At 66.6% G+C, this 26,259-nt stretch carries 24 protein-coding genes, 2 tRNA genes and 1 pseudogene; 9 read left to right on the top strand and 18 right to left on the bottom strand.

The features are described from left to right. Positions 1–2 precede the first annotated feature (2 nt). The 5 genes from J7I85_RS03630 to asd all read left to right on the top strand — a co-directional run bounded on the left by J7I85_RS03630 (position 3) and on the right by asd (position 3,673). Complete coding sequence (locus tag J7I85_RS03630) at positions 3–221, top strand: NF038396 family protein (protein ID WP_214846668.1); 219 nt, start codon at positions 3–5, stop codon at positions 219–221. A gap of 112 nt (positions 222–333) precedes the next feature. Continuing rightward, the gene (locus tag J7I85_RS03625) at positions 334–1,335 is read left to right on the top strand and encodes a hypothetical protein (protein WP_308159381.1); all 1,002 of its coding nucleotides are present in this window, start codon (positions 334–336) and stop codon (positions 1,333–1,335) included. Positions 1,336–1,353: 18 nt separating this feature from the next. Beyond that, positions 1,354–2,016 (top strand): hypothetical protein, encoded by a 663-nt coding sequence (locus J7I85_RS03620; RefSeq protein ID WP_214846666.1) that lies wholly within the window; start codon positions 1,354–1,356, stop codon positions 2,014–2,016. Between the two features lie 4 nt (positions 2,017–2,020). Further along, positions 2,021–2,434 (top strand): hypothetical protein, encoded by a 414-nt coding sequence (locus J7I85_RS03615; RefSeq protein WP_214846664.1) that lies wholly within the window; start codon positions 2,021–2,023, stop codon positions 2,432–2,434. 108 nt (positions 2,435–2,542) lie between these two features. Then, a complete protein-coding gene (gene asd, locus J7I85_RS03610; protein ID WP_214846662.1) occupies positions 2,543–3,673 on the top strand; it encodes an aspartate-semialdehyde dehydrogenase in 1,131 nt (376 codons plus the stop codon). 121 nt (positions 3,674–3,794) lie between these two features. Here asd and J7I85_RS03605 read toward each other — a convergent pair whose 3' ends face one another. The 7 genes from J7I85_RS03605 to J7I85_RS03575 form a co-directional block, all read right to left on the bottom strand. Beyond that, a complete protein-coding gene (locus J7I85_RS03605) occupies positions 3,795–4,901 on the bottom strand; it encodes a winged helix DNA-binding domain-containing protein (protein ID WP_214846660.1) in 1,107 nt (368 codons plus the stop codon). A 61-nt stretch (positions 4,902–4,962) separates the two neighbouring features. Beyond that, complete coding sequence (locus tag J7I85_RS03600) at positions 4,963–6,030, bottom strand: UDP-N-acetylmuramate dehydrogenase (protein ID WP_214846750.1); 1,068 nt, start codon at positions 6,028–6,030, stop codon at positions 4,963–4,965. 7 nt (positions 6,031–6,037) lie between these two features. Next, a complete protein-coding gene (locus tag J7I85_RS03595) occupies positions 6,038–6,475 on the bottom strand; it encodes a MaoC family dehydratase (protein ID WP_214846658.1) in 438 nt (145 codons plus the stop codon). A gap of 2 nt (positions 6,476–6,477) precedes the next feature. Further along, entirely contained in the window at positions 6,478–6,939 is a 462-nt protein-coding gene (locus J7I85_RS03590) for a MaoC family dehydratase N-terminal domain-containing protein (protein ID WP_214846656.1), read from the bottom strand. A gap of 35 nt (positions 6,940–6,974) precedes the next feature. Next, positions 6,975–7,199 carry a DUF3188 domain-containing protein gene (locus J7I85_RS03585; protein ID WP_214846654.1) on the bottom strand — a complete coding sequence of 75 codons (225 nt, stop codon included), beginning with the start codon at positions 7,197–7,199 and terminating at the stop codon, positions 6,975–6,977. 33 nt (positions 7,200–7,232) lie between these two features. Continuing rightward, on the bottom strand, positions 7,233–8,174 hold the full coding sequence (locus tag J7I85_RS03580; protein WP_214846652.1) for a DUF2797 domain-containing protein: 942 nt from the start codon (positions 8,172–8,174) through the stop codon (positions 7,233–7,235). Between the two features lie 27 nt (positions 8,175–8,201). Continuing rightward, positions 8,202–9,065: a CoA ester lyase gene (locus tag J7I85_RS03575; RefSeq protein WP_214846650.1), complete on the bottom strand. Its 864-nt coding sequence runs from the start codon at positions 9,063–9,065 to the stop codon at positions 8,202–8,204. A gap of 316 nt (positions 9,066–9,381) precedes the next feature. Here J7I85_RS03575 and J7I85_RS03570 point away from each other — a divergent pair, with 316 nt between their 5' ends. After that, positions 9,382–10,419, top strand: a complete 1,038-nt coding sequence (locus tag J7I85_RS03570) for an ABC transporter substrate-binding protein (protein WP_214846641.1) — start codon at positions 9,382–9,384, stop codon at positions 10,417–10,419. A gap of 44 nt (positions 10,420–10,463) precedes the next feature. Beyond that, the gene (locus J7I85_RS03565; RefSeq protein WP_214846639.1) at positions 10,464–11,384 is read left to right on the top strand and encodes a TauD/TfdA family dioxygenase; all 921 of its coding nucleotides are present in this window, start codon (positions 10,464–10,466) and stop codon (positions 11,382–11,384) included. 77 nt (positions 11,385–11,461) lie between these two features. On the opposite strand, the gene J7I85_RS03560 is transcribed toward J7I85_RS03565, so the two are convergent. The 5 genes and pseudogenes from J7I85_RS03560 to J7I85_RS03540 form a co-directional block, all read right to left on the bottom strand. After that, positions 11,462–12,427, bottom strand: coding sequence for an aldo/keto reductase family oxidoreductase (locus J7I85_RS03560; protein WP_214846631.1), 966 nt, complete (start codon positions 12,425–12,427; stop codon positions 11,462–11,464). Positions 12,428–12,579: 152 nt separating this feature from the next. Beyond that, positions 12,580–14,289 (bottom strand): glycoside hydrolase family 13 protein, encoded by a 1,710-nt coding sequence (locus J7I85_RS03555; protein ID WP_214846628.1) that lies wholly within the window; start codon positions 14,287–14,289, stop codon positions 12,580–12,582. A gap of 52 nt (positions 14,290–14,341) precedes the next feature. Next, positions 14,342–15,242, bottom strand: a pseudogene (locus J7I85_RS03550) (carbohydrate ABC transporter permease). Continuing rightward, entirely contained in the window at positions 15,242–16,195 is a 954-nt protein-coding gene (locus tag J7I85_RS03545) for a carbohydrate ABC transporter permease (RefSeq protein WP_214846626.1), read from the bottom strand. Before J7I85_RS03545 ends, J7I85_RS03550 begins: the two are co-directional and overlap by 1 nt. A gap of 25 nt (positions 16,196–16,220) precedes the next feature. Next, positions 16,221–17,510: an extracellular solute-binding protein gene (locus J7I85_RS03540; RefSeq protein ID WP_214846624.1), complete on the bottom strand. Its 1,290-nt coding sequence runs from the start codon at positions 17,508–17,510 to the stop codon at positions 16,221–16,223. A 229-nt stretch (positions 17,511–17,739) separates the two neighbouring features. On the opposite strand from J7I85_RS03540, the gene J7I85_RS03535 reads away from it, so the two are divergent. Continuing rightward, complete coding sequence (locus J7I85_RS03535; RefSeq protein WP_214846622.1) at positions 17,740–18,942, top strand: ROK family protein; 1,203 nt, start codon at positions 17,740–17,742, stop codon at positions 18,940–18,942. Between the two features lie 93 nt (positions 18,943–19,035). Here J7I85_RS03535 and J7I85_RS03530 read toward each other — a convergent pair whose 3' ends face one another. From J7I85_RS03530 to J7I85_RS03520, 3 genes are all read right to left on the bottom strand, one after another. Beyond that, on the bottom strand, positions 19,036–20,607 hold the full coding sequence (locus tag J7I85_RS03530) for a Na+/H+ antiporter (RefSeq protein WP_214846620.1): 1,572 nt from the start codon (positions 20,605–20,607) through the stop codon (positions 19,036–19,038). Between the two features lie 224 nt (positions 20,608–20,831). Continuing rightward, a complete protein-coding gene (locus J7I85_RS03525; RefSeq protein WP_214846618.1) occupies positions 20,832–21,491 on the bottom strand; it encodes an SDR family oxidoreductase in 660 nt (219 codons plus the stop codon). A 69-nt stretch (positions 21,492–21,560) separates the two neighbouring features. Continuing rightward, on the bottom strand, positions 21,561–22,133 hold the full coding sequence (locus J7I85_RS03520; RefSeq protein ID WP_214846616.1) for a dihydrofolate reductase family protein: 573 nt from the start codon (positions 22,131–22,133) through the stop codon (positions 21,561–21,563). A 229-nt stretch (positions 22,134–22,362) separates the two neighbouring features. On the opposite strand from J7I85_RS03520, the gene J7I85_RS03515 reads away from it, so the two are divergent. Then, positions 22,363–23,106 (top strand): HNH endonuclease family protein, encoded by a 744-nt coding sequence (locus J7I85_RS03515; RefSeq protein ID WP_214846614.1) that lies wholly within the window; start codon positions 22,363–22,365, stop codon positions 23,104–23,106. A gap of 240 nt (positions 23,107–23,346) precedes the next feature. Here J7I85_RS03515 and J7I85_RS03510 read toward each other — a convergent pair. The 3 genes from J7I85_RS03510 to J7I85_RS03500 form a co-directional block, all read right to left on the bottom strand. Beyond that, positions 23,347–23,420, bottom strand: a tRNA-Met gene (locus J7I85_RS03510). Between the two features lie 61 nt (positions 23,421–23,481). Further along, a tRNA-Thr gene (locus tag J7I85_RS03505) sits at positions 23,482–23,553 on the bottom strand. Positions 23,554–23,800: 247 nt separating this feature from the next. Continuing rightward, positions 23,801–25,939 carry a DEAD/DEAH box helicase gene (locus tag J7I85_RS03500; RefSeq protein WP_214846612.1) on the bottom strand — a complete coding sequence of 713 codons (2,139 nt, stop codon included), beginning with the start codon at positions 25,937–25,939 and terminating at the stop codon, positions 23,801–23,803. Positions 25,940–26,259 lie beyond the last annotated feature (320 nt).

Raw genomic sequence — 26,259 nt, 5'->3', positions numbered from 1 at the left:
ACATGCTGCGTAAACCCGAAACCCTCTTTGTGCTCGGCTACATGCTGCTGCCGCTGCTTGCCCTGCTGTCCGCGATTGTCGGGCTCACGATGATCCTGGGCGGCAACAAAATCGCCGGTGTCATCGTCCTGGTGGTGGTGACGCAGGTGTTCGCCTTCGGCGCCTTCTTTGCCCTGCGCGCCCGCAGGACCGCGCTGCTGGAGGAGCCCGACCGCCAGTAGCGTCCGGATGGGGAGTGCTGCCCATCGCGGCGGCCCGGGGCGCGAACTAGAGTGATGGCTGGACTTAGCAGCAAACCGTGCCGTGCGGAACGGTCAGATTTTGGGGGACGATGTGTCAGGTAATTTGTGGGGCGCCGATGTCGCGCAGCTTCGCACACTCGCGCAGCAGTTCGGAAAGGTTTCCGACGACCTGATGCAGACGTCGTTGCATCTGACCAACCAGATCAACAGCAACCCTTCTTGGAAGGGCAACGACGCCACCAAGTTCCGTTCGGACTGGAACGGCAACCACAGGGCTCTTATCCAGCGGACGGTGCGCGTTCTCAAGGACGAATCCCGCAAGCTGCTGGACAACGCCAACGAGCAGGAGAAGGCCAGCGACGCCGCCCCGGGCTCCGGTGGGGGGCCGATTCCTGGAGGCACCAGCTCCGGCCAGCCTGGCTCCCGGTCCGCTTCCGGCCGCCCCGGCGACGAATTTTGGGGCCCGGACTGGCTTGCTGACAGTGAAAACTCCCCCTTCCGTGGTGGCTGGGAAACATACAACATGATCAAGGCTTTCCCCAGCCTTCGATCGGGACTGTTCGACATGGCCGCAATGCTGCATAAATCGCGTATTGGCGACTACTTTGACGCTGGCGCGTGGAAGGCCTTCCAGACCACCAACCAGTTCAGTGGGTTCTTCAACGTCTCGAATCAGTTGTTTGAGGGGAACTGGCACGAGGCCTTCGACCTCACTGAAGGCACCAAGGCCTTCCGGGCCTTTGAAGGACTTGGCAGGGGCCTCGGGGTTCTCGGCGTGGGGCTGGACACCCTGGACGCTATAAACTCCGCCAGGGAGGGCGACTTCGGTGCCACTGCCTATTCGGCTGCGAAGGCGTTTGCGGGTGTGGCATCATTTCTGCCGCCGCCAGTAGGAACCGTGTTCATGGTGGCCAGTGCCGGTTCCGCCCTCTATGACAACGTGCCCATGGTCCGGGACTCTTTGAACTGGGTGGGCGGCAAAATCGGGGACGGTGCCAAGGCCGCAGGAGATGTCATCAGTGACGGCGCAGAAGCCGTCAGCGACACCATCAGCGACGGCGCCGAGGCAGTTGGCGATTTCTTTGGATTTTGAGATTGAGGAGAATCAACCGTGAGTGAAACAATCACCGCGACACCGCCGGCGCCTGGGGAAATTTACCCTGACGCGATCGGCTTCGGCTTTGCCGAACTCGTCGTCCTGCTCAACCTTCAGCGGGGTCCCGCGGCCACCGCCAGCGCCCATGCACTGCGGGTGCAGGACGAACTCGAGGAGCCCCAGCTCCTGTCAGCCGGGGCCTCCTCCCTGGTGGCCCGCGGCGCGGCCACGGTGGAGCCCGGCGGTGAGCTGTCCGTGGCAGGCCCGGTCGCCGCAGTCACCAGGGCCCTGACGTCCGCAACGCGCCGGATGCAGTTGACCCTGCTCACGGCCGATTCCGCCGACAGCGTCCTGTCCATCGAATCCGAGGATTACCGAATCTTGCTGCAGCCCCGCGCCTACCTCAGCTGGTTTGCAATGGCCCAGAGGCCGGACATCAGCCCGGCCGAAGCCAACTTCTTCATTGTGCGCAAGCACATCGAAGACAATCCCGCCGGCGGAGCCACGCTCCGGCGGCTGGAGGACACCGGTGGCCGCCAGCTGCTGATCAAGCGCAGCGGCGACGCCTGGGCGGTCGGATACAACGAACCGTCCGCTGCCGGCGGGCCCATTGACGAAGTTTCAGGGTTGAGCGACGCCGAAGTCCTGGACCGCATCCGTGCCATCCGACAGGACTGAATCCATGCGATATGACGCGGAAGGCCGCCGCCGCGACGACGAGATGAGGGCCCGGCACGACGAAGCACTTGCGGCCGGCGAGAAGCGGGTGCTTTCCCGCACCATGGAAGGGCGCTTGTACAGCTACGCGCGGGACGAGATCGGCTTCGCCCGGGCAGGCTCCGGACCGATCGCCACGTCCGCCGTCGGAATGGTGGTGCTGGCTGTCGTGTTCGCCGCCTTCACGGTTCTGTCCGTTTTGCTCATCGCCGCACCGACCTCCCAGGGCCAGGACCCCCTGTGGGGCGCGCTGTTCCTGACATTCGGTGGCCTCGCGGGGGTCATCTACGCAAGCCGGCTGGCAGTCGCTGAGTTCCGAGCCAAGCGGATCCGGCGCGAACGGGGCCTCCCCGAGCCGAGCCCCCGTCAGCTCAACTGAGTCTCGGCGTGGCGGCTGGCAGGTGCGGGCCGCCGTCGTACTTTGTGTAACCGATCCGCAGTGACGTAACCGACTGCGGCCGGCCAAATCCAAAGATAAACTGGCTCAATGACTACAGCAGCTACTCCGTCCGTTGGACTGGTCGGTTGGCGTGGCATGGTCGGCTCCGTCCTGATGCAGCGCATGCAGGAAGAGGGCGACTTCGCCAACATCAACCCCGTATTTTTTTCCACCTCGAACGCAGGAGGTGCCGCCCCTGCCTTTGCTGAGGGCGCAGGCAAGCTCGAGGACGCGTTCGACGTCGACACGCTGGCGAAGCTTCCCATTATTGTCACCGCCCAGGGCGGGGATTACACCAAGCAGGTCCACGGCGAACTGCGCAGCCGCGGCTGGGACGGCCTCTGGATCGACGCCGCCTCCACCCTGCGCATGAACGACGACTCCATCATCGTCCTGGACCCGATCAACCGGGACGTCATTGACAAGGGGCTCGCCAACGGCACCAAGGACTTCGTCGGCGGCAACTGCACCGTGTCCTGCATGCTGATGGGCCTCGGCGGCCTCTTCAAGAACGGCCTCGTCGAGTGGGGCACGTCCATGACCTACCAGGCGGCTTCCGGCGGCGGAGCGCGGCACATGCGCGAACTGCTCAGCCAGTTCGGCACGCTCAACGCCGAGGTCAGCACGGAACTGGACGACCCGGCGTCGGCCATTTTGGACATTGACCGCAAGGTGCTGGCCCACCAGCGCACCGAAATCGACGCCACCCAGTTCGGTGTGCCGCTGGCCGGTTCCCTTATCCCCTGGATCGACGCGGATCTCGGCAACGGCCAGTCCAAGGAGGAGTGGAAGGCCGGCGTTGAGACCAACAAAATCCTGGGCACATCGGACGAGAACCACGTGATCATGGACGGCCTTTGCGTGCGGATCGGAGCCATGCGCTCCCACTCACAGGCACTGACCCTGAAGCTGCGTGAGGACCTCTCCGTTGCCGAGATCGAGAAGTTGCTCGACGAGGACAACGAATGGGCCAAGGTGGTGCCCAACTCCAAGGAAGCCTCCATGGCCGACCTGACCCCCGTGGCGGCCTCGGGCACCCTGACCATCCCGGTGGGGCGCATCCGCAAGCTCGAGATGGGCCCGCAGTACATCAGCGCCTTCACCGTCGGCGACCAGCTCCTCTGGGGTGCTGCCGAACCGCTGCGCCGCATGCTCACCATCGCCACCGGCACGCTGTAACTGGGCTTCGCGCCACTCAACCGGCCCTGCCCCGCACGACCGGCCCCGCTCCCCTGCGGGCCGCTCATGCGGTGCGGGGCCGGTTTTGTGTCCGCGCCCGGGCCAGGTGGGGCCTAGGGCGTCAGGACGCGAGGAAGCTCTCGTACCTTTCGGCTGCCCGGCGCAAGCCCGCCAGGGTGGCCAGTCCCAGGGGCTTCGAGTCATCGAAGGGAACGGGTACGACGGCGGCCGTCCGCCCGCTCCCCTGCCTCGCCCAGGTGCCGGTCACCTCGCCGCCGGCCACGACGGCCTTCTTGAACACGCCGTTGCCGCCAGGAACGATCTTCTGCGCATGCTCGGGCGGCAGCACAATGCTCCGGTCCGTGTAGCCGAGGACAAACTCATCGAACCCCGGAAGAGCAAGAACCGAGCGTTGTCCCGGCACGCCCTCGTCCAGCAGTGCTGCGGCCTCCGGTGACATCCAGAACTGGGTCCCGTCGTACTCAAGCTCCACCAGCTCGCCGCTCACCTCGGGCAGGGCCCGCCGTACCTCGGTCAGCGGAATGCTGGACCACCACGCGAAGTCGCGCAGCGTGGCCGGTCCGTGGCTGCGCAGGTACCTCAGCAGCAGCTCGGCGATCCCCTCCTCACGGCCCAGGTCACGGGACGTTGTGATCCAGTGGTCGAACGCAACGAACTTCTGCTGGTTGGCGTCCAGCGGCCCGGGCACCAGTGAGGCGCTCTGGCACAGCATCCACAGCAGGTGAATCCCGCGCTGCGCCTTGGTGGGCTGCCCGGCCGCCTCGAAGGCCGCGAACAGTTCCTCCCGGCTGGCGGCCCGCCCGCCTCCGACAAGACCGCGGGCTTCGTCCCGGCACGCTTCGACGTCGCTGCCGGTGATTTCCAGTTGCCGGTGCCGGCCGGCCGTGCCCTGGATCATCCGGGCCGTGGTGATGTTCAGGATCCAGCGCAGATCCTCGGGAGCCAGCAGGTGCAGCGTGCCCCGCATGGGCCACGACCGGACCACGGACCCGTCATCCAAGGCGCGGCGGACGTCGCTCAGGCCTGCGCCGGGAACTCGGACACCCACGGCCCACAGCGCCGACTGGAGATCCTGGGCCTGCATCGCGGTCATCGAGCGGACTGCCTCCGGCACCCCGGCGAATCCGGTCCCCAGCAGGCCCTGCGACGCCAGCCTCAGCCGGCCCATCACCTTGGGCGTGACCCGGATCCTCCCCGCTGCTGCCATGGACCCATCCTAGGGCTACCCGCAACGGAGCAGCCGGTTACCGGAGCAGGCGCCGCCAGACCTAGAGCGAGAGGCCGATCAGGAGCGGTTCGGGGTGCAGTTCGATGCCAAAACGCCCGACGACGCCGGCACGCACCTCGCGTGCGATCGCCACCATGTCGGTGGCGCTGGCCGAGCCGCGGTTAGTGATGGCCAGGGTGTGCTTCGTGGACAGCGAGGCCCGGCCGCCGGAGACGCTCCCGTCCTCCAGCCCGAAACCCTTGCCGAATCCGGCGTTGTCGATCAGCCACGCCGCGGACAGTTTGACCGCGCCATCGGAGCCGCCCGGGTACCGGGGAGCGTTTTCGGGCAGTCCGTCCGCCACGGAAGACGGCACGATCGGGTTGGTGAAGAAGGAGCCCGTGGAGTAGGTATCGCGGTCCGCCGGGTCTAGCACCATGCCCTTGGACGCGCGCAGCCGCAGGACCTCCCGGCGCACGTCGTTCGAGTAGGCGCGCTTGCCCTGTTCTACGCCCAGGACCCGCGCTAGCTCGGCATAGCGGAGGGCTGCGCTCATGCGGCCCAGCGGCAGCTGGAATTCGACGGTCAGCACGACGTAGCGCGGAGAGCCGTTGACGGTGGTCTGCTTGAGGATCGAATCCCGGTACCCGAATTTTAGCTCCGAGTTGGTGAAGGTCTTCACGGCGTTGCGCTCACGGTCCCAGGTGCGGACCGCGGCGATGGTCTGCGAAACGTCCGAGCCGTAGGCACCGACGTTCTGCACCGGTGTGGCGCCGGTGGCGCCGGGGATCCCGGACAGCGCTTCAATGCCGGACCAGGCGTGGAGCACGGCGTGCTCCACCAGCGCATCCCAGTTATGGCCAGCCTGGACCACCACGGATACACCGCCGCAGGAGTCCTCGGCGTTCACGGTGAACCCCTCCGAGGCGATCTTCAGGACGGTTCCGGGGAACCCGTCGTCGGAAATCAGGAGGTTGGAACCGCCGCCGATGATCAGCAGCTGTTCCGCGGCGTCGTCCGCGGCACGCACCGCCCCGATGATCTCTGCCTCGGTGCGGGCCTCGACGTATTTGCCGGCGGGACCGCCGACGGCGGCCGTGGTCAGATCAGAAAGCCTTGGAGGGGTCACCATCACGTCACGCCAACCGGACGAGAGCCTGGGCTTTCATGAGGACCTTCTGACCGTCGAACACAACAGTAAGGTCCACGCGCGCGGTGCGCGCATCGGCATCCAGCGCACCCACCGCGCCGCTGACGTCGATCACGGCACCGGCGTCGCCGGTTCCCGTGGTGTCGGAGACCAGCACCGGCTTGGTAAAGCGGGTCTGGTAGTCGACGACGGCGGCCGGGTCACCGGCCCAGTCGCTGACCAGCTGCACGGCGGCGCCCATGGTGAACATGCCGTGGGCGATGACGCCGGGAAGCTCGACGCCCGTGGCGAAGGCTTCGTTCCAGTGGATGGGGTTGAAGTCGCCCGAGGCGCCGGCGTACTTGACCAGGTCCTGCCGGGTCACCTCGATGCTGCGGCCGCCGATGTCCTGGCCGACGCTAAGTTCTTCGAATGTGGGGCTCATGGCTACTGTCCCTCTCCGCGGACCAGGATGGATGACTTGGTGGTGGATACCGGCTCGCGTCCGTTCCCATCCCCAAGGGCGAAAATCTCGCTGCGCGTGGTGATCATGGCGCCGCCGCCCATCGCGCGTACGCCGTCGACGTGCAGTTCCGCCACGAGCCGGTCCCCGGCAAAGATGGGCCGGTGGTGGGTGAAGCGCTGGTCCGCGTGGACGACGCGGGAGAAGTCGATGCCGGCCTCCGGATCCTCGATCAGCTGGGCGTCGGCGCGCTGCGCGACAATGATCGCGAACGTGGGCGGGGCCACGAGGTCGGGGTGGCCCAGGCCCTGCGCGGCGTCAACATCGAAGTGGGCGGGGTGGGTGGCCTTGACGGCGCGGGCGAACTCGCGGATTTTCTCACGGCCAACGTCGTACACCTCAGCGGCAGGGTAGCTTCGTCCCTGCAGGTCCGGATTGATAGTCATGGGTTCAAGCCTATCGGGGCGGGCGTGCAGGGCCCCTATTTCGGGATGTTCTTCCGGACCCTTTGGCCGCGGACCACCAGACCGACCATGTGCAGCACGAGGCCCAGGCCGATCACCGGCAGGGACGCGATCATGAGCCCCTGGTTGGCGGTGACATTGCCCGTGATGTTGAGGATCAGGCCGACGGCGATGAGGCCCATCGCGGCGAAGACCAGGATTTTGTAGGACTTGGGCGCGGCGGCCCAGAATTGATGCAGCACCGTGCCAGTTTACCCAGTCATGACGGTGCGCCTTCAGAAAAGGGCTTCCTGCACCGCCGGCACCTCCGAGCTGTACTCCCCTAGTTCCACCAGGCGCCCCTTCAGCAGCCCGAGGTTCACCACGAAATCCAGCTCCGAGCCGTCCAGCCCGGCCAGGCCGTGGCTGCCGCACAGGGCCCTGAGGGTGAAGCCGTGGCTTCCGCCGTGCATCCCGTGCGGGTAGGCGTGCCGGGAAGCGGCCGCGCACAATGCCGCTGCCTGCGCCGGACGGACCCACTCCTCATCCAGAACGGCAAAACCCCCGACGGCGGTGCCCGCCAACAGGGTCCGCACGTCCTCCGCCCGGCGCCGGTTGATGAGGTCAAGCTCATCGGAGGGGAGCGGGTCCGTCAGGGCGGCAGTCTTCGCCGCGCCGCGCACCTGTTGGGCAAGGCCCGCTTCGCTCGTGGCCAGGTCCTCCAGGACGCGTACCAGCCGCCCGTCCTCCGCCAGTGCGACGTAGCGGGCAACCACCGCACCCTGCTCGGCGAGCCGGTTCCATTTGCGCGGCTGTGAGGCGGTGCCGATCTTGCTGGCACCGTTGGCGAACGTGGCCACGTAGAGCCAGTGCGGCTGCATGAGATAGTCCCGGAGGCCGGCCGGGACCCGTCCGCCACGGTGGAAGTCGTGGATCAGCCGGGTGTCGTCGGCCAGCTGGCAGGGCTCACACTGGCTGCCCCGGACCGCCTGGGCACTGTCCGGGCAGGTGACGTCCCGGCGCTCGGCCGCGGAGAAGACCCTGGTGTGGCCGAGGCAGTGCTTGACGCCGTCCGCAACGCGGAACCCCAGACGGGTGCCGCCGTCGAGCGTCATCTCACTGAACCCGCCGGAATGGTGCTGGAGGCGCAAAACAGGCCCGCCGCCGTCGCACGCTGCGGAGACGGCCGGCGGCCCATCCCAAAAGACCCCGTGCACCAGATAACGGGTATCGGTCACGGGGCCTCCTGGTACTGCTGATGGCGCTTACAGCGCGGGCTGCACACCAAACGCTACGGCGAGCTTCATGATCTTCTCTGCGCGGCCGAGGCGGGGCAGGTCGGAGCCGTCGCGGATGACGCGGCCGTTGGCCTCGAAGTCGGCCATGAAGTCGGTGGCCCAGGCGACGTCCGACGGCGTGGGGCTGATGACCTCGTTGATGACGCTGGTCTGGTCAATGGCCAGGCAGAGCTTTCCGGTCATGCCCATCATCACCGTGACGCCGGTCTGCTCGCGCAGGATCGGGTGGTTGGTGCCCACCGTGGGTCCGTCGATGGGGCCCGGCAGGTTGCCCACCCGGCTGGCCACGACGAGCTTGGCGCGCGGGTAGGCCATGGCCTCCTGGGTGTTCGCCATGCCGGTGTCGCGGCGGAAGTCGCCGGATCCGAAGGCCAGGCGGAATGCACCCTGGGCCTTGGCGATGTGGTTGGCCTCTTCGATGCCGAGCGCGGATTCCACGAGGGGGATGACCGGCGTCTTGCCGTCCATGCGGTGGAAGCTTTCGGTGACCTGGTCTGCCGACTCCGTCTTGGCCAGCATGACGCCGAGCAGCCCCGGCGTGCCGCGCAGGCCCGCGAGGTCGTCGGCCCAGAACTTGCTGGTGGCGTCGTTGATCCGCACCCAGGCCTGGCCGCCGCCGGAGAGCCAGTTCACGACGTTCTCGCGGGCGGCGTCCTTCTGCGAGGGGTCCACGGCGTCTTCGATGTCCAGGATGACCGAGTCCGCGCGGGACACGGCGGACTGGTCGAAAAGCTCGGTTTTCATTGCGTTGACAAGCAGCCACGAGCGGGCGATCTCGGCGGGGATATTGCGTTCTTGCCGGGTGATCTCGGCTGTGGAGGAAGACGTCATGGTTCTACCGTATCGGGCGCGCGCCCGTATACGCGACGCAGATCGGGCCCGCAGGGCAGACCAATACGAACAAAAGCCACAGTCTACCGCCCATCGCAGGGATTCTTGCTGCCGCGTGCCACGGGTATTCACCCGCCGCAACGGAGCGCCTCATGTCCCGCTGTTGCGCCGTGTTTCCGCGGATTTCCGACGGTTTCCCGCCGTGACCCTGGCACTTTTCTGCTTCGTCCGAGTGCGCTTACATCAATCCATCGGCCGTTACAGCGGCCGGAGCGAACGTGGCGTACCAGCCAACCAGACCCCTGAAGGAACCCCCATGAAACGACACCTGACCATCCTGAGTGCTGCGGCCGCCGTCGTCATCGCCATGACGGTGTCCGGCTGCGGCGGGAGCGCCGCCGGCGATGACACAGGCGGCACTGGAACGCCCGGCGCCAATGAAGTCAAGGAGCTCCGCTACCAGGGCTGGGCCAACAGCGTGACCCTTCCCGAGCTGGCGGAGGACCTCGGCTACCTGGGCGACGTCAAGCTGAACTGGGTGGGCAACACCATCAGCGGCCCCCAGGACATTCAGTCCGCAGCGACGGGCCAGACCGACTTCGGCGGCGCATTTGCCGGCGCCGTGGTGAAGCTCGTGGAGGCCGGGGCTCCGGTGAAGGCCGTCATCAACTACTACGGCGAGGACAGCGAAACCTACAACGGCTTTTACGTGAAGGAAGACAGCCCGATCAAGACGGCCCGGGACTTCATCGGCAAGAAGATCGCCGTGAACACCCTGGGCGCCCACTCCGAGGCGGTCATCAACACCTACCTCCGCAAGAACGGCCTGAGCGCCGACGAGATCAAGCAGGTCCAGCTCGTTGTGGTTCCGCCGAACGACACGGAGGAAGCCATCCGCCGCGGCCAAGTGGACGCCGGCTCCCTCGGCAGCATCCTGCAGGACAAGGCCGTCGCCAACGGCGGGCTGCGGTCCGTCTTCAGCGACTTCGACCTGTTCGGCACGTTTGCCGGCGGACCCTACGTCTTCCGGGAAGACTTCCTCGCCCAGAACCCCAACACGGTCCGGACCTTCACCACGGGCGTGGCAAAGGCCATCGAGTGGGAACGGGCCACGCCCCGCAAGGACGTCATTGCCCGGCTCACCAAGATCCTGAAAGAACGCGGCCGCAACGAGAACCCCGCCGCCCTGCAGTACTGGAAGAGCGTCGGCGTCCCCGCCAAGGGCGAGATTAAGGACCAGGACTTCACCCGCTGGGAGGAGTACCTGAAGTCCGCCGGCATCATCAAGTCCGGTTTGGACGCCAAGAAGCTGTACACCAACGAGTTCAACGGTCTCCTGACCGCTTCAGAGTAACGCCCGATTCAGAAGTATCCGCAGCAAAAAGTGAGGAAAGAACGATGACTGTCATTACCGAAACGAAGCTCGAATTCTCCAAGCTGGGCTCCCGCATCGGCGCCGAGCTCCGCGGCCTGGATCTCAGCGGCGACCTGCCGGCAGAGACCGTTTCACAGATCCGCGCAGCCCTCAACGAGCACAAGGCCCTCGTGTTCCGTGAAGCCAACATCCTCTCCGACGAGGCACAGGTGAAGTTCGCCAGCCTCTTCGGCCCGCTCACGAAGGCGCACCCCACCGTTGCGTCGGTTGAGGGCGAGGAGAACGTCCTCCCCGTGGACAGCGAGAACGGGTCGGCCAACAACTGGCACACCGATGTCACGTTCGTGGTCAACCCGCCGCAGGCGTCCACCCTGCGCAGCATTGACCTGCCGGCCTACGGCGGCGAGACGCTGATCGCTTCCTCCGCCGGCGCCTACGCCGATCTTCCGGACGAGCTGCGGAACTTTGCCGACACACTGTGGGCCATCCACACCAACGACTACGACTACTCCGTGCCCAAGAACCTGGAGCACGCCAACGCCGAGGATCGACGCAAGGAGTTCACCCGGCTCAAGTTCGAGACGGCCCATCCCGTGGTCCGCGTGCACCCGCTCACCGGCGAGCGCGGATTGTTCATCGGGGGCTTCGCGCAGCGCCTGCGGATCGTGGGCCTGTCCAACACCGAATCCAAGGACATCATCCGGCTGCTCCAGGTTTACGTGACCCGTCCCGAAAACGTGGTCCGCGTGAACTGGGAGCCGAACCAGCTGGTGCTCTTCGACAACCGGATCACGCAGCACTACGCCCCGGACAACTACGACGGCCAGCCGCGCAAGCTCAACCGCGTCACCATCGCCGGGGACATCCCGGTGGGCGTGGACGGCAAGCCGAGCCAGGCCCTGAAGGGTGATGCCTCCACGTACTCGGAGATCGCCCCGCTCTAGGGCTGTAAACCCAAGTAGGTCGCAGCTGACGGCGTTCTGAGCCCTCAGAACGCCGTCAGCTGCGACCTACTTGGGGTTTATGGGATGTTGCTGCCCCGGGCCGTGACCCACAGCCGGTACCACTCGGCGCGGGTCATGCTCTGGGCCACGCGCGAGGCCCCCGCGCAGGCACGGATGCGGTCCGGGTTGGCTGTGCCGATGACCGGTGCTATCCCGGCCGGGTGCTTCATCAGCCATCCCAGGAGCACAGCCTCGACCGTCGTGGCGTTCTCCCGGGCCATCTCGGCCAGCAGCGAGGCCGTGGCGCTCTCGGCCGGTGTGGGCCGTTCGGGCGGGTTGCCGGTGTAGTGGCCGCGGGCCAGTGCACCGTACGCCTGCAGGGTGATCCCCTGCCGGGCGCAGTACTCCAGCGTCCCGTGCGGAAAGCTGTAGCCGTGGGCATCGGGATGGTTCACCAGCACCGTGCTTTCCAGCCAGTCGCGCTTGAGCAGGCTGAGTTCCAGCTGGTTGGCCACCACCGGGGTCTCGAGGCTGTCCTGCAGGAACTCGATCTGGGCCGCGGACATGTTGGACACCCCCAACGCCCGCACCTTCCCTTCCGCCATCAGCTTCCCGACGGCGGCCGCCACCTCCGCCGGGTCCATCAGGGGATCCGGGCGGTGCAGCAGGAGAATATCCACGTAGTCGGTGCGCAGGCGCTCGAGGCTGCCATTCACGCGCTCGATGATGGCGTCCGGGCTCAGGTCGTAGTGGGTCTCCAGCCCCCGCTCGTTCAACCGGATTCCGCACTTGGTCTGCAGCTGGATGCGCTCCCGCAGCCCGCTGCTGCCGGCCAGCACCTCGCCGAAGACGGCCTCTGACTTTCCGTGCCGGTAGATGTCGGCGTGGTCGAAGAGCGTGACGCCGATGTCAAGTGCTGCCTCGATGGCCTCAGCCGCGGCTTCGACGTCGGTGATTTCGTGGGGGTCAGTCGACCAGTCCCCGCCCAGGCCCATGCAGCCGTAAAGCAGCCGGCCGTTCGGGACTGCAGTCTGTTCAGTCATGGCATCACTCTTTCACTTGTTCCCGGCCACGCACAGAGGCTGGCCCGGTACCCCCCAGGGCGGTTAAACGGGGCCGCTGGCGGATCCCGGTCTGTGACCGGGATCCGCCAGCGGCGTGCTATTCAGTCAGCGGCCAGCGTAGCCGGATAGGATCAGCGCAGCCAGGCCGTGGTGTTGGCCGGCAGCTTGCCGTCTTCCAGCTTGGCGCTGCTCACCAGCACCGTGCCCGCGGGAAGGTTGACGGCGGTGTCCCCGAAGTTGGTCACGGACTGCCAGCCGCCGGGACGGCTGAAGTGCAGGACGTCCGGGTTTCCGGTTTCGATCCATTCCAGCTCTTCGGCGGACTGCAGCTCGCGGCGGAGCTTCAGCGCCGTGCGGTAGAGCTCAAGCGTGGAGCCCTGGGTGCCGTCCTGCGCCTCAACGGCGTAGCTGCTGAACGAGTCGGGCTGCGGAAGGTGTGCGCCGCCGTCGCCGAACCCGAAGGACGTGCCCTCCACGGACCACGGGAGCGGCACCCGGCAGCCGTCGCGGCCCACTTCCACTCCCCTGTTGCGGAAGAACGACGGGTCCTGGCGTTCGGCCTCGGGGATGTCCGCCACTTCCTGCAGGCCCAGTTCCTCGCCCTGGTAGAGGTAGGCGGACCCGGGTAGCGCGAGCATGAGCAGCGTGGCGGCGCGGGCGCGCCGCTGGCCGAGTTCGACGTCGAGTTCTTCCTCGGGTCCGCCGGCCAGCAGCCAGGCCTTGCCGTCCTGGCCCTTGGCGTGCTTGCCCTTGGAGCCCTTGGGCAGGCCGTAGCGGGTGGCGTGCCGGACGACGTCGTGGTTGGAGAACACCCAGGTGGAGGAGGCGCCGGTGGCGGCCGCCTCTGCCAGGTTGCGGGTGATGATCTCGCGGAACTCCTCGGCGTCGAAGTCCGCCTGGAGGAGGTCGAAGTTGAACGCCTGGCCCAGGCCCTCGGGGCTGGCGTAGCGGGCACGGCGGGTGGCGTGCACCCAGGCCTCGGCGACGGCGGTGCGCGGCGGGTTGTACTCGTTGAAGACCTCGCGCCACTCGGCGTAGACCTCGTGCACCTCGTCGCGGTCCCAGAACGGGTGCGACCCGTCGTCGAACCCGTCCGTACCGGAATTCGCGGCGCTCAGCTCAAGCTTGGACAGCAGCGGTTCGGTGAGGTCCTTGGTCAGGGCGTGCGCCACGTCAACCCGGAAGCCGTCCACGCCCCGGTCCGACCAAAAGCGCAGGGTCTTGAGGAAGTCATCGCGGATTTCCCGGTTGGCCCAGTTCAGGTCCGGCTGCTCCTTGGCGAAGATGTGCATGTACCACTGGCCGGGGGTGCCGTCAGGTTCGGTGATGCGCTCCCAGGCAGGGCCGCCGAAGACGGAATCCCAGTCCGACGGCGGGAACTCGCCGTTGGGGCCCTTGCCGTCCCGGAAGATGTAGCGGTCCCGCGCCGGGGAACCCTTCGGGGAGGCGAGGGCTTCCCTGAACCATTCGTGCCGGTCGGACGAGTGGTTCGGAACAATGTCGGCGATCAGCTTGATGCCGGCGGCGTGGAGGGCGTTGGCCATCTCGTCGAAGTCCTCGAGGGTGCCGAGCTTCGGGTCCACGTTGCGGTAGTCATCCACGTCGTAGCCGCCGTCAGCGAGCGCCGAGGGGTAGAAGGGGCTGAGCCAGACGGCGTCGATTCCCAGCGTCTTCAGGTACGGGACCTTGGCCGTTATGCCCTTGATGTCGCCCAGGCCGTCACCGTTGGAGTCGGAAAAGCTGCGCGGGTAGATCTGGTAGACGGACGCCTGGCGCCACCAGTTCGGATCGGCCAGGTGGTCGGAATCGGACAGGGTTGCCAGCGTGGCGGTGGTGGACAAGGGGTGATCCTTTTCTTGTGGTTGGGGTTGTTGCTGGACTGGTTTGATGGGTCTACTTGACGGCGCCGCGCATGACTCCGGACAGTACCCAACGCTGGGCAAGGATGTAAACCACTAATGTGGGGGCCATGGCCATCAGGTAGGACGCGAACGCGAGGGAGGCTGTAGTTGGTGTTGAACTCTCCCTGGAAGAGCATCTGCACCACGGGGAGGGTCTGCAGGGCGGGGTCGGCGATCATCATCTGCGGCAGCAGGAAGTCGTTCCATGAGCCGAGGAACGCGAAGATGCCCACGGTGGCGTTCATGGGGGCGAGCAGCGGGAAGATGATCTTGCGGAACACCTGCCAGGTGGTGGCACCGTCCATGCGGGCCGATTCCTCCAGCTCCACCGGGATGGAGCGGACGAAGGCGATGTACAGCAGCGTGTTGAAGGAGATGCCGCCGAGCACGTGCAGGAACACCACGCCGCCCGGGTTGTCCAGGCCGAGGAGTGCCGTCTGCTTGATCAGCGGCAGGATGATCACCGGAAACGGAATGAACATGGCCGAGAGCAGGTACACGAAGGAGCCCCGGAAGAATTTCCGGTTCCAGTTCCGAGCAATGGCGTAGGCCACGAGGGAGCTGCAGACCAGGGATCCCAGGACGCTGAAGACCGTGACAAAGGCGGTGGACAGAAACGCCCGCGGGAAATTCGTTGCCACATAGGCGGCGGCGAAGTTCTCCCAGTTCATCGGGTTCGGCCAGGCCAGGCCTGTGCCCGTTCCGATCTGCTCCGGGGACTTCAGCGCCATCGCCACAGTGAAGTACAGCGGCAGCAGGACGGTCAGGGACGCCACCAGCATCAGTGCGGTAAGCCACCAGTTGATCTTGTAGCCTTCACGGCTGGACCTGCGGGTCCTGCCGGCTGCCGGGGCCGTGCGGTTCACCGGCTCGGAGAATGTGGATGCGGTCATTAGAGAGAAACCCCCCGGCGCTGGATGAGGCGCAGCTGGATGACGGAGATCAGCAAGGTGATCAGGAAGTAGATGACGGCGTTGGCCATCTGGTAGGAGTAGTCCCCGCCCGTAAAACCGGAGAAGATGCGCATTGCCACCGACTGCGTCGCCATGCCGGGACCGCCGCCGGTGAGGCCCACGATGATTTCGTAGGTTCCCAGGAAGCCCTTGAAACCGAGGATCACGTTGATGACGAGGTAGCCGAGGATGAGCGGCAGTGTGAGGCTCAGGAACTGCCGGAAGCTGCCGGCGCCGTCCAGGTCTGCGGCTTCATACACCTCGGAGGGCACGCTCTGCAGGCCCGCCAGGTAAATGATGGTGGCACCGGGGGCCGCCTGCCACACCGTGACCAGCACAATGGCGATCCAGGCGAGGTTCTCATTGGCCAGGATGCTCGTGGCCAGTGGTGTGTAACCGAGCCGCTCCATCAGCACCGGCAGGGTGTTGGAGAAAAGGTAGTTGAAGACGAAGGACACGATCAGGGCGGACAGCACCATGGGAATGAAGAACACGGTGCGGATCCCGGTGCGCCATTTGATCTTGGCGTTCAGGCCCAGTGCGATGGCCAGCGCCACGACGTTCACCACCACCGTGGTGGCCAGGGCGAAGACGAACGTGAAGATATAGGACTGCAGTACTGCCGGGTCTTTGAAGATGTTGACGTAGTTGGATAGTCCGATGAACTTCCAGTCGCCGTAACCGGCGTAGTTCGTGAGGCTGAAGAAGACGCCCACGAGTGCCGGCAGGGTGATGAAGAAGGCGAACAGTGCCAGGACCGGCACCACCATCCAGTAGTACGTGGGATCGATCTTGTTCTTGGACCTGAACGCTCCGGTCTTTGCCGAGGCGGAAGTTGGGTTCTTGCGGCCTGCGGGACGGGCTGTCTGGGCCACCCGGGAGGTAATAGTCATTGGGGCTCCTGAAGTCGGGGTGGGGTCAGACCGCGGTGCGCTCGGCGACCCGGCGCCATTCGTCGTCGAGGGCGGAAAGGAACTGTTCGCTGTTCTTGCCGTACACGAAGGACTGGACGTAGTTGTACAGCGGTACCGACGGCGGGAAGTAGGTGGTGGCTCCCTGGTAGTACCGCCCCTCCCGCACCGAGGCGGCGAGGCCGGTGATCTGGGGATTCTCGACGGCGGGTGCGTTCTTGAGCGGCGAGAACGCCGCGTTCTTCTCGTTGTACGTGTTCACCACCGAGGGGTCCAGCAGGTAGCTGACGAACCGCCGCGCCGCCGCCATGTTCGGGGTGTTGCGCGTGATGGACAGGGCCATGTCCACGTTCACCCGAACCTTGGTGTCCGCGGGGTTGTTCGTGACGGGCAGCGGGAAGCTGCCGAGCCTGACGTTCTTGTTGGCGGCCACAAGCTGGGAAAGCGCCCACGGGCCCTGCAGGTACATCGCCGCTTGGCCCTTGGCGAACGCAGCATTGCCATCCGCGTAGTTCTTGCTGGTGGCGCCCTTCTGCGAGAAGGAAGCCAGCTCCAGCATTTTGGGCAGGACCGGGCCGAAGTTGCTGGTGAACGACTCCGCGGCGTCCGCGCTGATGGCGGCGCCCTTGCCCGTGAGCCTGGCGAAGAAGTCGGCGATGTCCAGGGCGCCACCGGCGACGTAGTCGAACATGCCCTGCCCGAGGGTCCAGTTGTCCTTGAAGGTGCCGTAGATGGGGGTGATGCCGGCGGCCTTGAACTTGTCGCAGGCCGCGACGAACTCGTCCCACGTCGTGGGGACGGACACGCCCTGGGCTTCGAAGATGTCCCGGTTGTAGATGACCCCGGCGGCGGCCAGGGAGAACGGGAGGGCGCTGGTTTCGTGCCCGTTGTACCGTCCCCACGAGCTGACCAGGTCCTGGATCTTGGGGTCGATCGTGGCCGCGGCGGGCAGGTCCGACAGGTCGGCGAACACGCCCTTGCGGACGAAGTCGGCGGTGGCCTGGGCGAAGCCGCGGGTCACGACGTCGGGCGGGTCGTTGCGGACCAGGCCCGGAACGAAGTTGCCCTCGTTGAAGTCCTGGATGACGCGGATGTCCGGGTTGAGCGCCTCGAAGTCCTTGATCACCTGGTTGAAGTAGGCCACCACCTCGGGCTTGTTCTGCATGAAGCGCAGGGTGGTGACGCCGTTCTGGCTGCTGGGCACAGAACCGCAGCCTGCCAGCGGAAAAACAGCCGCTGCACCTGCAAGGCCGGCGGCCTTGAACAGGGCCCGGCGGCTGAGCGGGGTTGCGCTCACAGTGCGGAGGCCGGTGCAGCGTGCTGGCAGGTGGCGCACGGTTGCGGATTCCGGAATGGGGAGTACTTCAAAGGGCTGTTCACAATTGCTCCTTTGCAAAAGGCTGAGGCAAAAGCTGGAAGGAAATCCACAGGGCCGGCGGCCGTCCGGCCCACGTGGTCTATTTATATGGAATCTAAATTTAGTTCCTCAAGTATTATGTGGGGCAGAGCACAAGGAGGTCAACACCATGTCCGAAATGACGGCGGCCACGCCCCAGCTGCTGCGGCGCGTGAGCGCCGGGGCGGTTCTGGACTTCATGCGCGCCTCGGGGGCGGTGACAGTCACCGAGGTCATCCAGGCCACCGGCCTGACCCGGGCCACTGCCATCTCCGTGTGCGAGGACCTCATGCAGCGGGGGTGGATCACCGAGCTGGAGAACCAGCGCGCCTTTGGCGGCTACCAGAAGGGGCGGCCTGCCCGGCGGTTCGAACTCAACGAGCGGGCAGGCTACGTCCTGGGAATGGACGTGGGCTTCTCGAAGGCGACGGTGGTGGTGTCCGATCTTCGCGGCAAGGCGCTGGGACGGGCCAGCCAGCCGTTTGAGATTGAGGACATTTCCGCCGAGGAACGGGTGGCGGTCATTGACCGGGCGGCCATGATGGCGCTGAACGGCGTCGGGGCCTCCCCCGACGCCGTGCTGGCCGTCAGCGCCGGCATCGCCGCCCCGGTGGACCGGAAAGGCAACGTCCTCGCGTCCCAGCACTTCTGGGGGTTGTTCGACGTCGGCCTTGGGTCCGCGCTGCACAAACTCCGGGGATGGACGGTGCTGCTGGAGAACGACGCCAACCTGGCCGCCCTGGGCGACCGGTGGCGGGGCGCGGCGGCGGGTGTGGACGACGTCGTCGTGATCCTGGCGAGTGAGCGCTTCGGTTCCGGCGTCATCGAAGGCGGCCGCCTGCTCCATGGCAGCGGCGGCGGTGCGGGTGAACTCGCGTACCTCGACCTGGTGGACGGCGTGGGCGACACGTTCGGCATAGCGACGCTGGCGCGCACCTGGGCCGCGGAGGCGCTGGAGGGCACCGCAGAGACGTCCCTCCGCGACCATGCGGCCACGGGGGCCGAGGCGGAGCACGTCTTTGCCGCTGCGGCTGACGGCGACTCGGAGGCTCTGAAAATCCTTGACCGGCTGGCCGACAGGATGGCCCGGGTAATCGGCTCGGTGGCCACGATGATCAACCCCGAACTCGTGGTGATCGGCGGGGCCGTGGCCAACTCTGCGGGGGTCCTGCTCGAGCCCATTGCCGCCCGGCTGCCGGAGTTCACGGCCACCCCGCCGCGGGTGGCGGTCTCGCCGCTGGGCGATTCAATCGTGACAGTGGGCGCGGTCCGGCGGGCCCTGGACTACGTGGAGACGAACACCCTCGACCTGGAGCTCAACCTCCCGGCCTAGCCGCGCAGCCCTCCTGTAGCGGTCCAAGACAAGCGCGAACGTACACTTGGGGCCCCAAGTGTACGTTCGCGCTGTTCTACTCCGGCATGATCCCTACTCCGGCATGATCATGGTGCGCAGGTCGAGCTGGCGCAGCACCCTGTCAGCCACCTCGGGGTCCATGTCCGGTTCGCTGCGGGCCGCGACCACTTCCTGCCGGGCGGCGTCCAGTGCGATGGTCTGGACCGTGATGGCCAGCTCCCTGCCCCGCTCACGCTTCTCGGCAAGGCTCTCGTTGCGGAGGCTGCCGTCCAGCAGTTCGGCATGGAGCCGGGTCATTTTCTCCTTCACCAGCGCCACCTTCTCCGGCGGCAGCTCCTTCATGAGCTCGTTGTCCTTCAGTGCGGCCACGGCGGCCACCTGGGCACGGCGGGCCAGGAGCCGGGCGGCGTCGCGCTCCTCCGTGCCGTCCTGGGACGCGTTCAGGACCTTCATCAGCCACGGCAGGGTCAGCCCCGGCAGCACCAGCGTGGCCAGCAGCACCGCACACGCCGTGACGAGGATTTGGTCACGCGCCGGGAACGGCGTGCCGTCAGCGAGCGTGATTGGGAGGGCCAGCGCCAGGGCCAGGGTGGCCAGCCCACGCATGCCGCACCAGGTCAGGATCAGGACTTCCTTCGCGGAGGTGGGCTGCAGCAGGTTCTTCCTTTTGCGGGCGGATACGGCCAGCAATCCCAGCCAGCCGAACCGTACCGCGAACACCAGGACGCAGACCACGACGGCGGTCCCCGCCATCCCGAAGACACCGGAACCTTCTGCCCGGACCACGTCCTGGATCTCGAGCCCCACGAGCCCGAAGGCAAGCCCCGTCACGAGCAGCTCCACCACGTCCCAGAAGGCCGTCCGGGTCACCCTCTCCGCGGCGTCCTGCGGGCGGGCGTGCCGCTGCATCTCCAGGGCGGTGACCACGACCGCGATCACGCCGGAGGCGTGGAATTCCTCCGCGAGAATGTAGGCGGCGAACGGCACCACCAGGGTCACGGCGCTGCGGGCCACCATGGAGGCCACCAGCCGGGTGATCAGCGACGTCAGCCAGCCCATGGCGATGCCGACCACGACGGCGAGTGCCGCTCCCACGACGAACTTGAGGACGACGTCGGGCCCTATCCGTGTACCGCCGACGGCGGCGGCGACAGCTGCCTGGAAGATGACGATGGCGGCGGCGTCGTTGAAGAGCCCTTCACTCTGCAGCACCGTGATCAGGCGCCGGGGCATGTGCACGCGGCCGGCGACGGACTCCACCGCGACGGGGTCCGGTGGGGCCACCATGGCTCCGAGCGCGATGGCGGCCGGGATGCCGATCCCCGGGATCATGAGCCAGGCGGCGCCGGCGACCACCGCGGTGGAGATGACCACCAGGGCCACGGCGAGCATGATGAGCGTGCGCCACCGGACCCGGAAGACGGCCCAGGAGCTCCGCTGCGCCGTCGCGAACAGCAGCGGCGGGAGGAAGATCGGCAGGATCAGCTCCGGCGGGATCTCGATGTCCGGGAAGCCCGGGATGAACGTCAGCGCCACGGCCAGGAGCAGCATCAGGACCGGATAGGGCAGCCGCAGCCGGTCCCCGAGGCCCACGGCCACCACCGTGGCGAGCAGGAGCCCGATGATGAGTGCCAGCTGGTCCATGTGCCCACTTTCCCCGGAGTGCGCCGCGCCTCGGACGGAGGGCGGCCGCGCCTTTCAACCCTACCGGGAACACTCCGGCCCAACGTCTGGCCAACGCCGCTGCCGCCCGGACAGGCGCGAACGTACACTTGCGGCCCTAAACGGACCCTCTTTTGGGGCCACAACTGTACGTTCGCGCTGCGCCCTGGCGCTGGCCCGCGTCAGTTGCGCTGCTCCCTGCCGGGCTACTCCAGCGCGCCGAGCGCGGCCGCCACCGGCTCCGTGCCGTCGCGGAATTCGATGGTCCGGCCGGCGGTTCCCGGCATGTCCAGCACCGCGGTGGCAACGATGGCCACGTTGGCGCGCGAGGTCTGCGTGCCGGAACTGGCGTCTTCGGGGTTCACGTCGATCAGCCCGTTACCCGGCCCCTCGGTCAAGGAGCCCGGGCCCAGGATGGTCCATTCGAGCTTGGTGCCACGGAGGTACTCGTCGGCGGCGGCCTTAGCGTCGGCGTACGCGTGGAAGCTATGCCCCTCGGGAACCCCATGGTCCGGGCCAGCACCAAAGTAGGACACCATCACGTACCGCCCGACGCCGGCCTCCTCGGCCGCGTCCATGGACCGGATGGCGGCGTCCCGGTCCACCGCGTAGGTGCGGGCCGGGTTCCCTCCCCCGGCGCCGGCTGACCAGACCACGGCGTCGTGGTTCTGGAGCGCGGCGGCGATGTCGGCCGTCGTCGAGTTTTCAACGTCAAGGACCGACGGCGACGCACCGGTGGCGGCGACGTCCGCGGCGTGGCCCGGGTTGCGGATGAAGGACGTGACGCTATGCCCCTGTTTCGTGAGGAGGGCGGACAGTTGCAGGGCCACCTTGCCGTGGCCGCCGATGATTGCGATGCGGGTCATGTCCCCATTGTGTCCCAACCCAGTGCCACAGGCGCTGCACCCGCCGCGGGCCATCAGCCCGCCCGCGGGTCATTCCGTCCGGTTGGCGTAGCGGAGGAACACCGTGCCGTTGCCGAACCGCCGCCCCTCGAGGAGCTCAAGCCGCAGCCGGACGTCATCCGGAAGGAAGCTCTTGCCGCCGCCCACTGCCACGGGCGAGAGGAACATCTGGAACTCGTCCACCAGCCCGGCCCGGATGGCCGCCCCGGCGAGCTCCGCGCCGCCCACCGCCAGGTCCCGGCTGGCGCCTGCCTTGAGCTGGCCGACGGCGCCGGCGCTGAACTCCCGCTCGATCCTGGTCCGGGCGGTGGTCACGTCCTGCAGGGTGCGGGAGAATACCACCTTGTCCGCTGCCTTCCAGAGGTCGGCGAAGTCGCGGATGTAGGCGGGCAGGTCGGCAATCTCGCCGAAGTCCTCCGGACGCTCCCAGGCGGCCATCACCTCGTACATCCGGCGGCCGAGCAGGTGAGTTCCCGCCGGCCGCATCAGCTCGTTGACGAAGGAATGCACCTCGGCGTCCGGCTCGGCCCAGTCGAAGTTGCCGTCCCGGTCCGCGATGTACCCGTCGAGAGACATGAGTCCGGAGTAGATCAGTCTGGCCATGCCGGTTCCTGTCGTCCGCCTGCCTGCGTGTTTGCCTCCTGCAGCAGTCCGACCTTAGGTTCATGTCGCCCGAAAGACAACGGTTGCGCTGTTTCCGGCGGCAGTCGCAGCGTTCCCACAGGATTGCCTCAAGACCTGATCAAGGATCCGGTTCTCCCGTATTCAGGCTGACATGCTGGTTGATGCATCAAGCAATTCATACCGTTCCAAGAATCATCATGGGGGAATCATGCCGCTCGGCACGTTCAATTACACAGGCCCGTTCAAACAAGCCCGACGCCGGGCGGTTGCCATCACGGCGTCCATCACGTCCGGCCTTTGGGTCCGGTCGCTGTCCGCTACCGCCGTGGCCGCCGGCCTGCTGCTCACCGGGCTGGCCGTCCCCGCCGAGGCGGCCACGTACTATTCCGCGCCGCTGCGCACCGCCGCCCGCGCCCTCGCGGTGGCCGCGGAGAACAACGCCGGCTACGACCGGACCCGCTACTTCGGCACCTGGCTGGACACCAACCGTGACTGCCAGAACACCCGCGCGGAGGTCCTGCTGCAGGAGGCAAAAGTCGCCGCGACGTACACCACCACGCGCCACTGCACCGTGCGCACGGCCCGCTGGGTCACCAGGTGGGACAACCGCACGCACACCCTGGCGTCGGCCGTGGAGATCGACCACACCGTTCCCGTTCACGAGGCGTGGGGCTCAGGTGCCCGCTACTGGTCGCAGGCGCGCCGGGTGGCGTTCTACAACGACCTCGGCGACGGACGGTCGCTGAACGCGCAGACGGCTGCGCTGAACTCCGCCAAGCAGGCGAAGGGGCCTGAAGCCTGGATGCCGCCAGCCAACCGCTGCGAGTACGTCGGCAACTGGATAGCGGTGAAGATCCGGTGGGGCCTGCGTGTGGACAGCGCCGAGAAGGCAGCCCTGATCCGCTACGCCGACTCCTGTCCGAACGTACGCATCAGCGTCACCAAGGCTTAGGCCTGCGCGGGAGCCCCGCACCGCCAACCGGCGGTGCGGGCTTTTTCGTGCGTTAGGGCGTGGGCCAATCCAAGACGGGGCACTTCGACTCGGGACACGCCGGCCGCCGTCGTTATTTACGACGCCGGTTCCCCCAAAGTGCCCCACGACGGCCCGGGGCGGGCGCCCGGGCCCAAAACCAGAACATGCCCAAAAACAAAAGCAGGCCAGGGGCTGAATGCCTCTGACCTGCAGTCTCTGTAGCGGTGGGGAGGCTCGATCTCCCGACCTCACGATTATGAGTCGTGCGCTCTAACCAACTGAGCTACACCGCCATGAATGAGAAAAACCCGTGCCAAGCCGGTCAAGACCGCCTTGACACAGGCCCTCATTCAGAGCCCCCCACCGGAATCGATCCGGTGACCTCGTTCTTACCAAGAACGCGCTCTACCACTGAGCTAGGGGGGCAACGAGTAAATACTCTACCGGAAGATTTCACACTCAACAAATCGGCGGCAGAACAGGGTCCGCAGGGCCGAAAATCCACGTAAATACAGGCCTGGAAGGGGCTGCGGGCGACCTCCGGGCACTCCTCCAGGACCGTTCAGGACGCGGATGTGACGAAGCGAACACAGCGGCGGACTTAAATAGAAACGGGCCGGCTGTTCAGCCGGCCCGTTTCTATTCGGATGCGTTGTTCACGCCGATGGCGTGGTTACCACTTGCCCTTGCGGTTGAAGTCGCGGTGACCACCCTCGTTGCCGTGGCGGGGCTTGCGTGCACCATCACCGTGGCCACCGAAGCGGGAATCGCTGGACTGGCCGCGGTTGGCACCGGAGTCACCGCTTACACTGCGCTCCGAACGGTCGCTGTAGGAGCGTCCACCACGGTCCGCGGAGGAACGCTCGCCGTCGTTCTTGCGGAATTCCCTCTTGAACCCGCCGTTGCCCTTGAAGTTGCCGCCACGGTCTCCGCCGCCGGAGTAACCGCCGCGGTCGCCGCCACGGTTGCCCTGGTAGCCGCCGCGGTCACCGGACGGCTTGCGGCCGTTGTCCAGCTCGAGGTGGATCAGCTCGCCGCCGATCCGCGTGCGGGACAGGGCCTTCAGCTGATCGGGGCTCAGGTCGGCCGGGAGCTCCACGAGCGAGTGGTCCGAGCGGATGTCAATGCCGCCGATCTGCGACGACGAAATGCCGCCTTCGTTGGCGATGGCGCCCACGATGGAACCCGGCATGACGCGCTGGCGGCGTCCGACGGCGATCCGGTACGTGGCGTTGCCCTCGGTCAGCGTGCGGGTCGGGCCGCGTGAGCCGAAGCCGTCCTTGGACCGTTCGCGCTTCTGGTACTCCGGAGCAGCAGGCAGTTCCTTGACCAGCAGCGGCTGGCCGCCTTGGGCCATCACGGCCAGTGCCGCAGCGATTTCTGCTGCCGGCACGTTGTGCTCTTCCTCGTAGGACGCGATCAGGTCACGGAATGCCGCCACGTCTTCGGACTCGAGCGTCTCGGTAATGCGCTCGGCGAACTTGCCCAGACGCAGCGTGTTGACGGTCTCAGCGGTGGGCAGGTGCATCTGCTCCACAGGCTGGCGCGTGGCCTTCTCAATGGAACGCAGCAGGTACTTCTCGCGCGGAGTCATGAACAGGATCGCGTCGCCGGATCGGCCGGCACGGCCGGTGCGGCCGATGCGGTGCACGTAAGACTCGGTGTCGTGCGGGATGTCGTAGTTGACCACGTGGCTGATGCGCTCGACGTCCAGGCCGCGGGCGGCGACATCGGTGGCAACCAGGATGTCGATGCGGCCTTCCTTGAGCGCTTCCACGGTGCGTTCGCGCTGCTGCTGCGGGATGTCGCCGTTGATGGCGGCAGCCTGGAAGCCGCGGGCGCGCAGCTTGTCGGCGAGGTCCTCGGTGGCCATCTTGGTGCGGACGAACGCGATGACGCCGTCGAACTCTTCGACCTCGAGGATGCGGGTCATGGCGTCGAGCTTGTGCGGGCCCATGACCTGCAGGTAACGCTGACGGGTGTTCGCGCCGGTGGTGGTCTTGGACTTCACCGAGATCTCGGCCGGGTTGTTCAGGTACTGCTTGGACATCCGGCGGATCTGGCTGGGCATGGTGGCGGAGAACAGTGCCACCTGGCGGTCCGACGGGGTCTGCTGGAAGATCTGCTCCACGTCTTCGGCGAAGCCCATGCGGAGCATTTCGTCGGCCTCGTCCAGCACCAGGTACTGGAGTTCGGACAGGTCCAGGGACCCCTTGGCAATGTGGTCGATCACTCGGCCGGGAGTACCGACGACAACCTGTGCACCGCGGCGCAGGCCGGCGAGCTGGGGGCCGTAGGCGGAGCCGCCGTAGACGGGGAGGACCGTGAAGTCATCGATGTGTTTGGCGTACGAGGTGAAGGCCTCGGCAACCTGGAGCGCGAGCTCGCGGGTCGGGGCGAGTACCAGGGCCTGCGTCTTGCGGGACGGGCCGTTGAGGTCGTGGAGCTCGGCCAGGCGGGACAGTGCCGGTACTGCGAATGCTGCAGTCTTACCGGTGCCGGTCTGGGCGAGGCCCACGACGTCGCGGCCTTCAAGCAGCAGCGGGATGGTTGCTGCCTGGATCGGGGAAGGCTTTTCGTAGCCGACGTCCCGCAGGGCGGCCAGCACGCGGCCGTCGATGCCGAGATCTGCGAACTTCACGCCTTCTTCATCGTCTTCATCGGCCTTGGCAGCGGGGGCCTCAGCGGCAGGGGCTGCGGCCTCGGCGGGCTCGGCTGCGGGGACAGCAGCCTCGGTGAATTCAACGTTGGCGGTTTCGGCGGTCGCCTCTGTGGCTTCGGTGATCTGGGCGTCGTCGTGATTTTCGGGCATAGGGAAATATTCCTCATCCATAGGGGGCCAGGCGGCACAACCCGAGGTGAGCGGAGCCGCAGTACATGTGCCGTGGGCGCCGGGCATACATTGACCGGCCGGTCACGTAGAAGTCCGGCGCTTTCGCAATCCCGTGGCAGGACTTCACACTGCATCTCTTGGCTGCTATCCCAGCAGTCTGTACAGCGTTTTCTTCAGCCGGCTCTCCCTATGAAACTGCCCGCATCACATTTGCGGGCCCCAACACTTGCCAGTCCTGCCTCAAAAATTGGGCAGGAATAAGGGATTTCCGGAGTGGGGGATATTTCAAGTGTAAGGCA

Origin of the sequence: Arthrobacter sp. ISL-65, from assembly GCF_018613795.1 — a bacterium.
GTDB lineage: Bacteria > Actinomycetota > Actinomycetes > Actinomycetales > Micrococcaceae > Arthrobacter.
The sequence above is the reverse complement of the archived record's forward strand: the minus strand, read 5'-3'. Positions and strand labels throughout refer to the sequence as shown.

What these genes read in the sequence shown, in the direction of transcription:
- J7I85_RS03630 (WP_214846668.1), top strand. Translation starts at nt 3, where the DNA reads ATGCTGCGTAAACCCGAAACCCTCTTTGTGCTCGGCTACATGCTGCTG.
- J7I85_RS03615 (WP_214846664.1), top strand. Translation starts at nt 2,021, where the DNA reads ATGCGATATGACGCGGAAGGCCGCCGCCGCGACGACGAGATGAGGGCC.
- asd (WP_214846662.1), top strand. Translation starts at nt 2,543, where the DNA reads ATGACTACAGCAGCTACTCCGTCCGTTGGACTGGTCGGTTGGCGTGGC.
- J7I85_RS03605 (WP_214846660.1), bottom strand. Translation starts at nt 4,901, where the DNA reads ATGGCAGCAGCGGGGAGGATCCGGGTCACGCCCAAGGTGATGGGCCGG.
- J7I85_RS03595 (WP_214846658.1), bottom strand. Translation starts at nt 6,475, where the DNA reads ATGAGCCCCACATTCGAAGAACTTAGCGTCGGCCAGGACATCGGCGGC.
- J7I85_RS03590 (WP_214846656.1), bottom strand. Translation starts at nt 6,939, where the DNA reads ATGACTATCAATCCGGACCTGCAGGGACGAAGCTACCCTGCCGCTGAG.
- J7I85_RS03575 (WP_214846650.1), bottom strand. Translation starts at nt 9,065, where the DNA reads ATGACGTCTTCCTCCACAGCCGAGATCACCCGGCAAGAACGCAATATC.
- J7I85_RS03570 (WP_214846641.1), top strand. Translation starts at nt 9,382, where the DNA reads ATGAAACGACACCTGACCATCCTGAGTGCTGCGGCCGCCGTCGTCATC.
- J7I85_RS03565 (WP_214846639.1), top strand. Translation starts at nt 10,464, where the DNA reads ATGACTGTCATTACCGAAACGAAGCTCGAATTCTCCAAGCTGGGCTCC.
- J7I85_RS03560 (WP_214846631.1), bottom strand. Translation starts at nt 12,427, where the DNA reads ATGACTGAACAGACTGCAGTCCCGAACGGCCGGCTGCTTTACGGCTGC.
- J7I85_RS03545 (WP_214846626.1), bottom strand. Translation starts at nt 16,195, where the DNA reads ATGACTATTACCTCCCGGGTGGCCCAGACAGCCCGTCCCGCAGGCCGC.
- J7I85_RS03535 (WP_214846622.1), top strand. Translation starts at nt 17,740, where the DNA reads ATGTCCGAAATGACGGCGGCCACGCCCCAGCTGCTGCGGCGCGTGAGC.
- J7I85_RS03530 (WP_214846620.1), bottom strand. Translation starts at nt 20,607, where the DNA reads ATGGACCAGCTGGCACTCATCATCGGGCTCCTGCTCGCCACGGTGGTG.
- J7I85_RS03525 (WP_214846618.1), bottom strand. Translation starts at nt 21,491, where the DNA reads ATGACCCGCATCGCAATCATCGGCGGCCACGGCAAGGTGGCCCTGCAA.
- J7I85_RS03520 (WP_214846616.1), bottom strand. Translation starts at nt 22,133, where the DNA reads ATGGCCAGACTGATCTACTCCGGACTCATGTCTCTCGACGGGTACATC.
- J7I85_RS03515 (WP_214846614.1), top strand. Translation starts at nt 22,363, where the DNA reads ATGCCGCTCGGCACGTTCAATTACACAGGCCCGTTCAAACAAGCCCGA.
- J7I85_RS03500 (WP_214846612.1), bottom strand. Translation starts at nt 25,939, where the DNA reads ATGCCCGAAAATCACGACGACGCCCAGATCACCGAAGCCACAGAGGCG.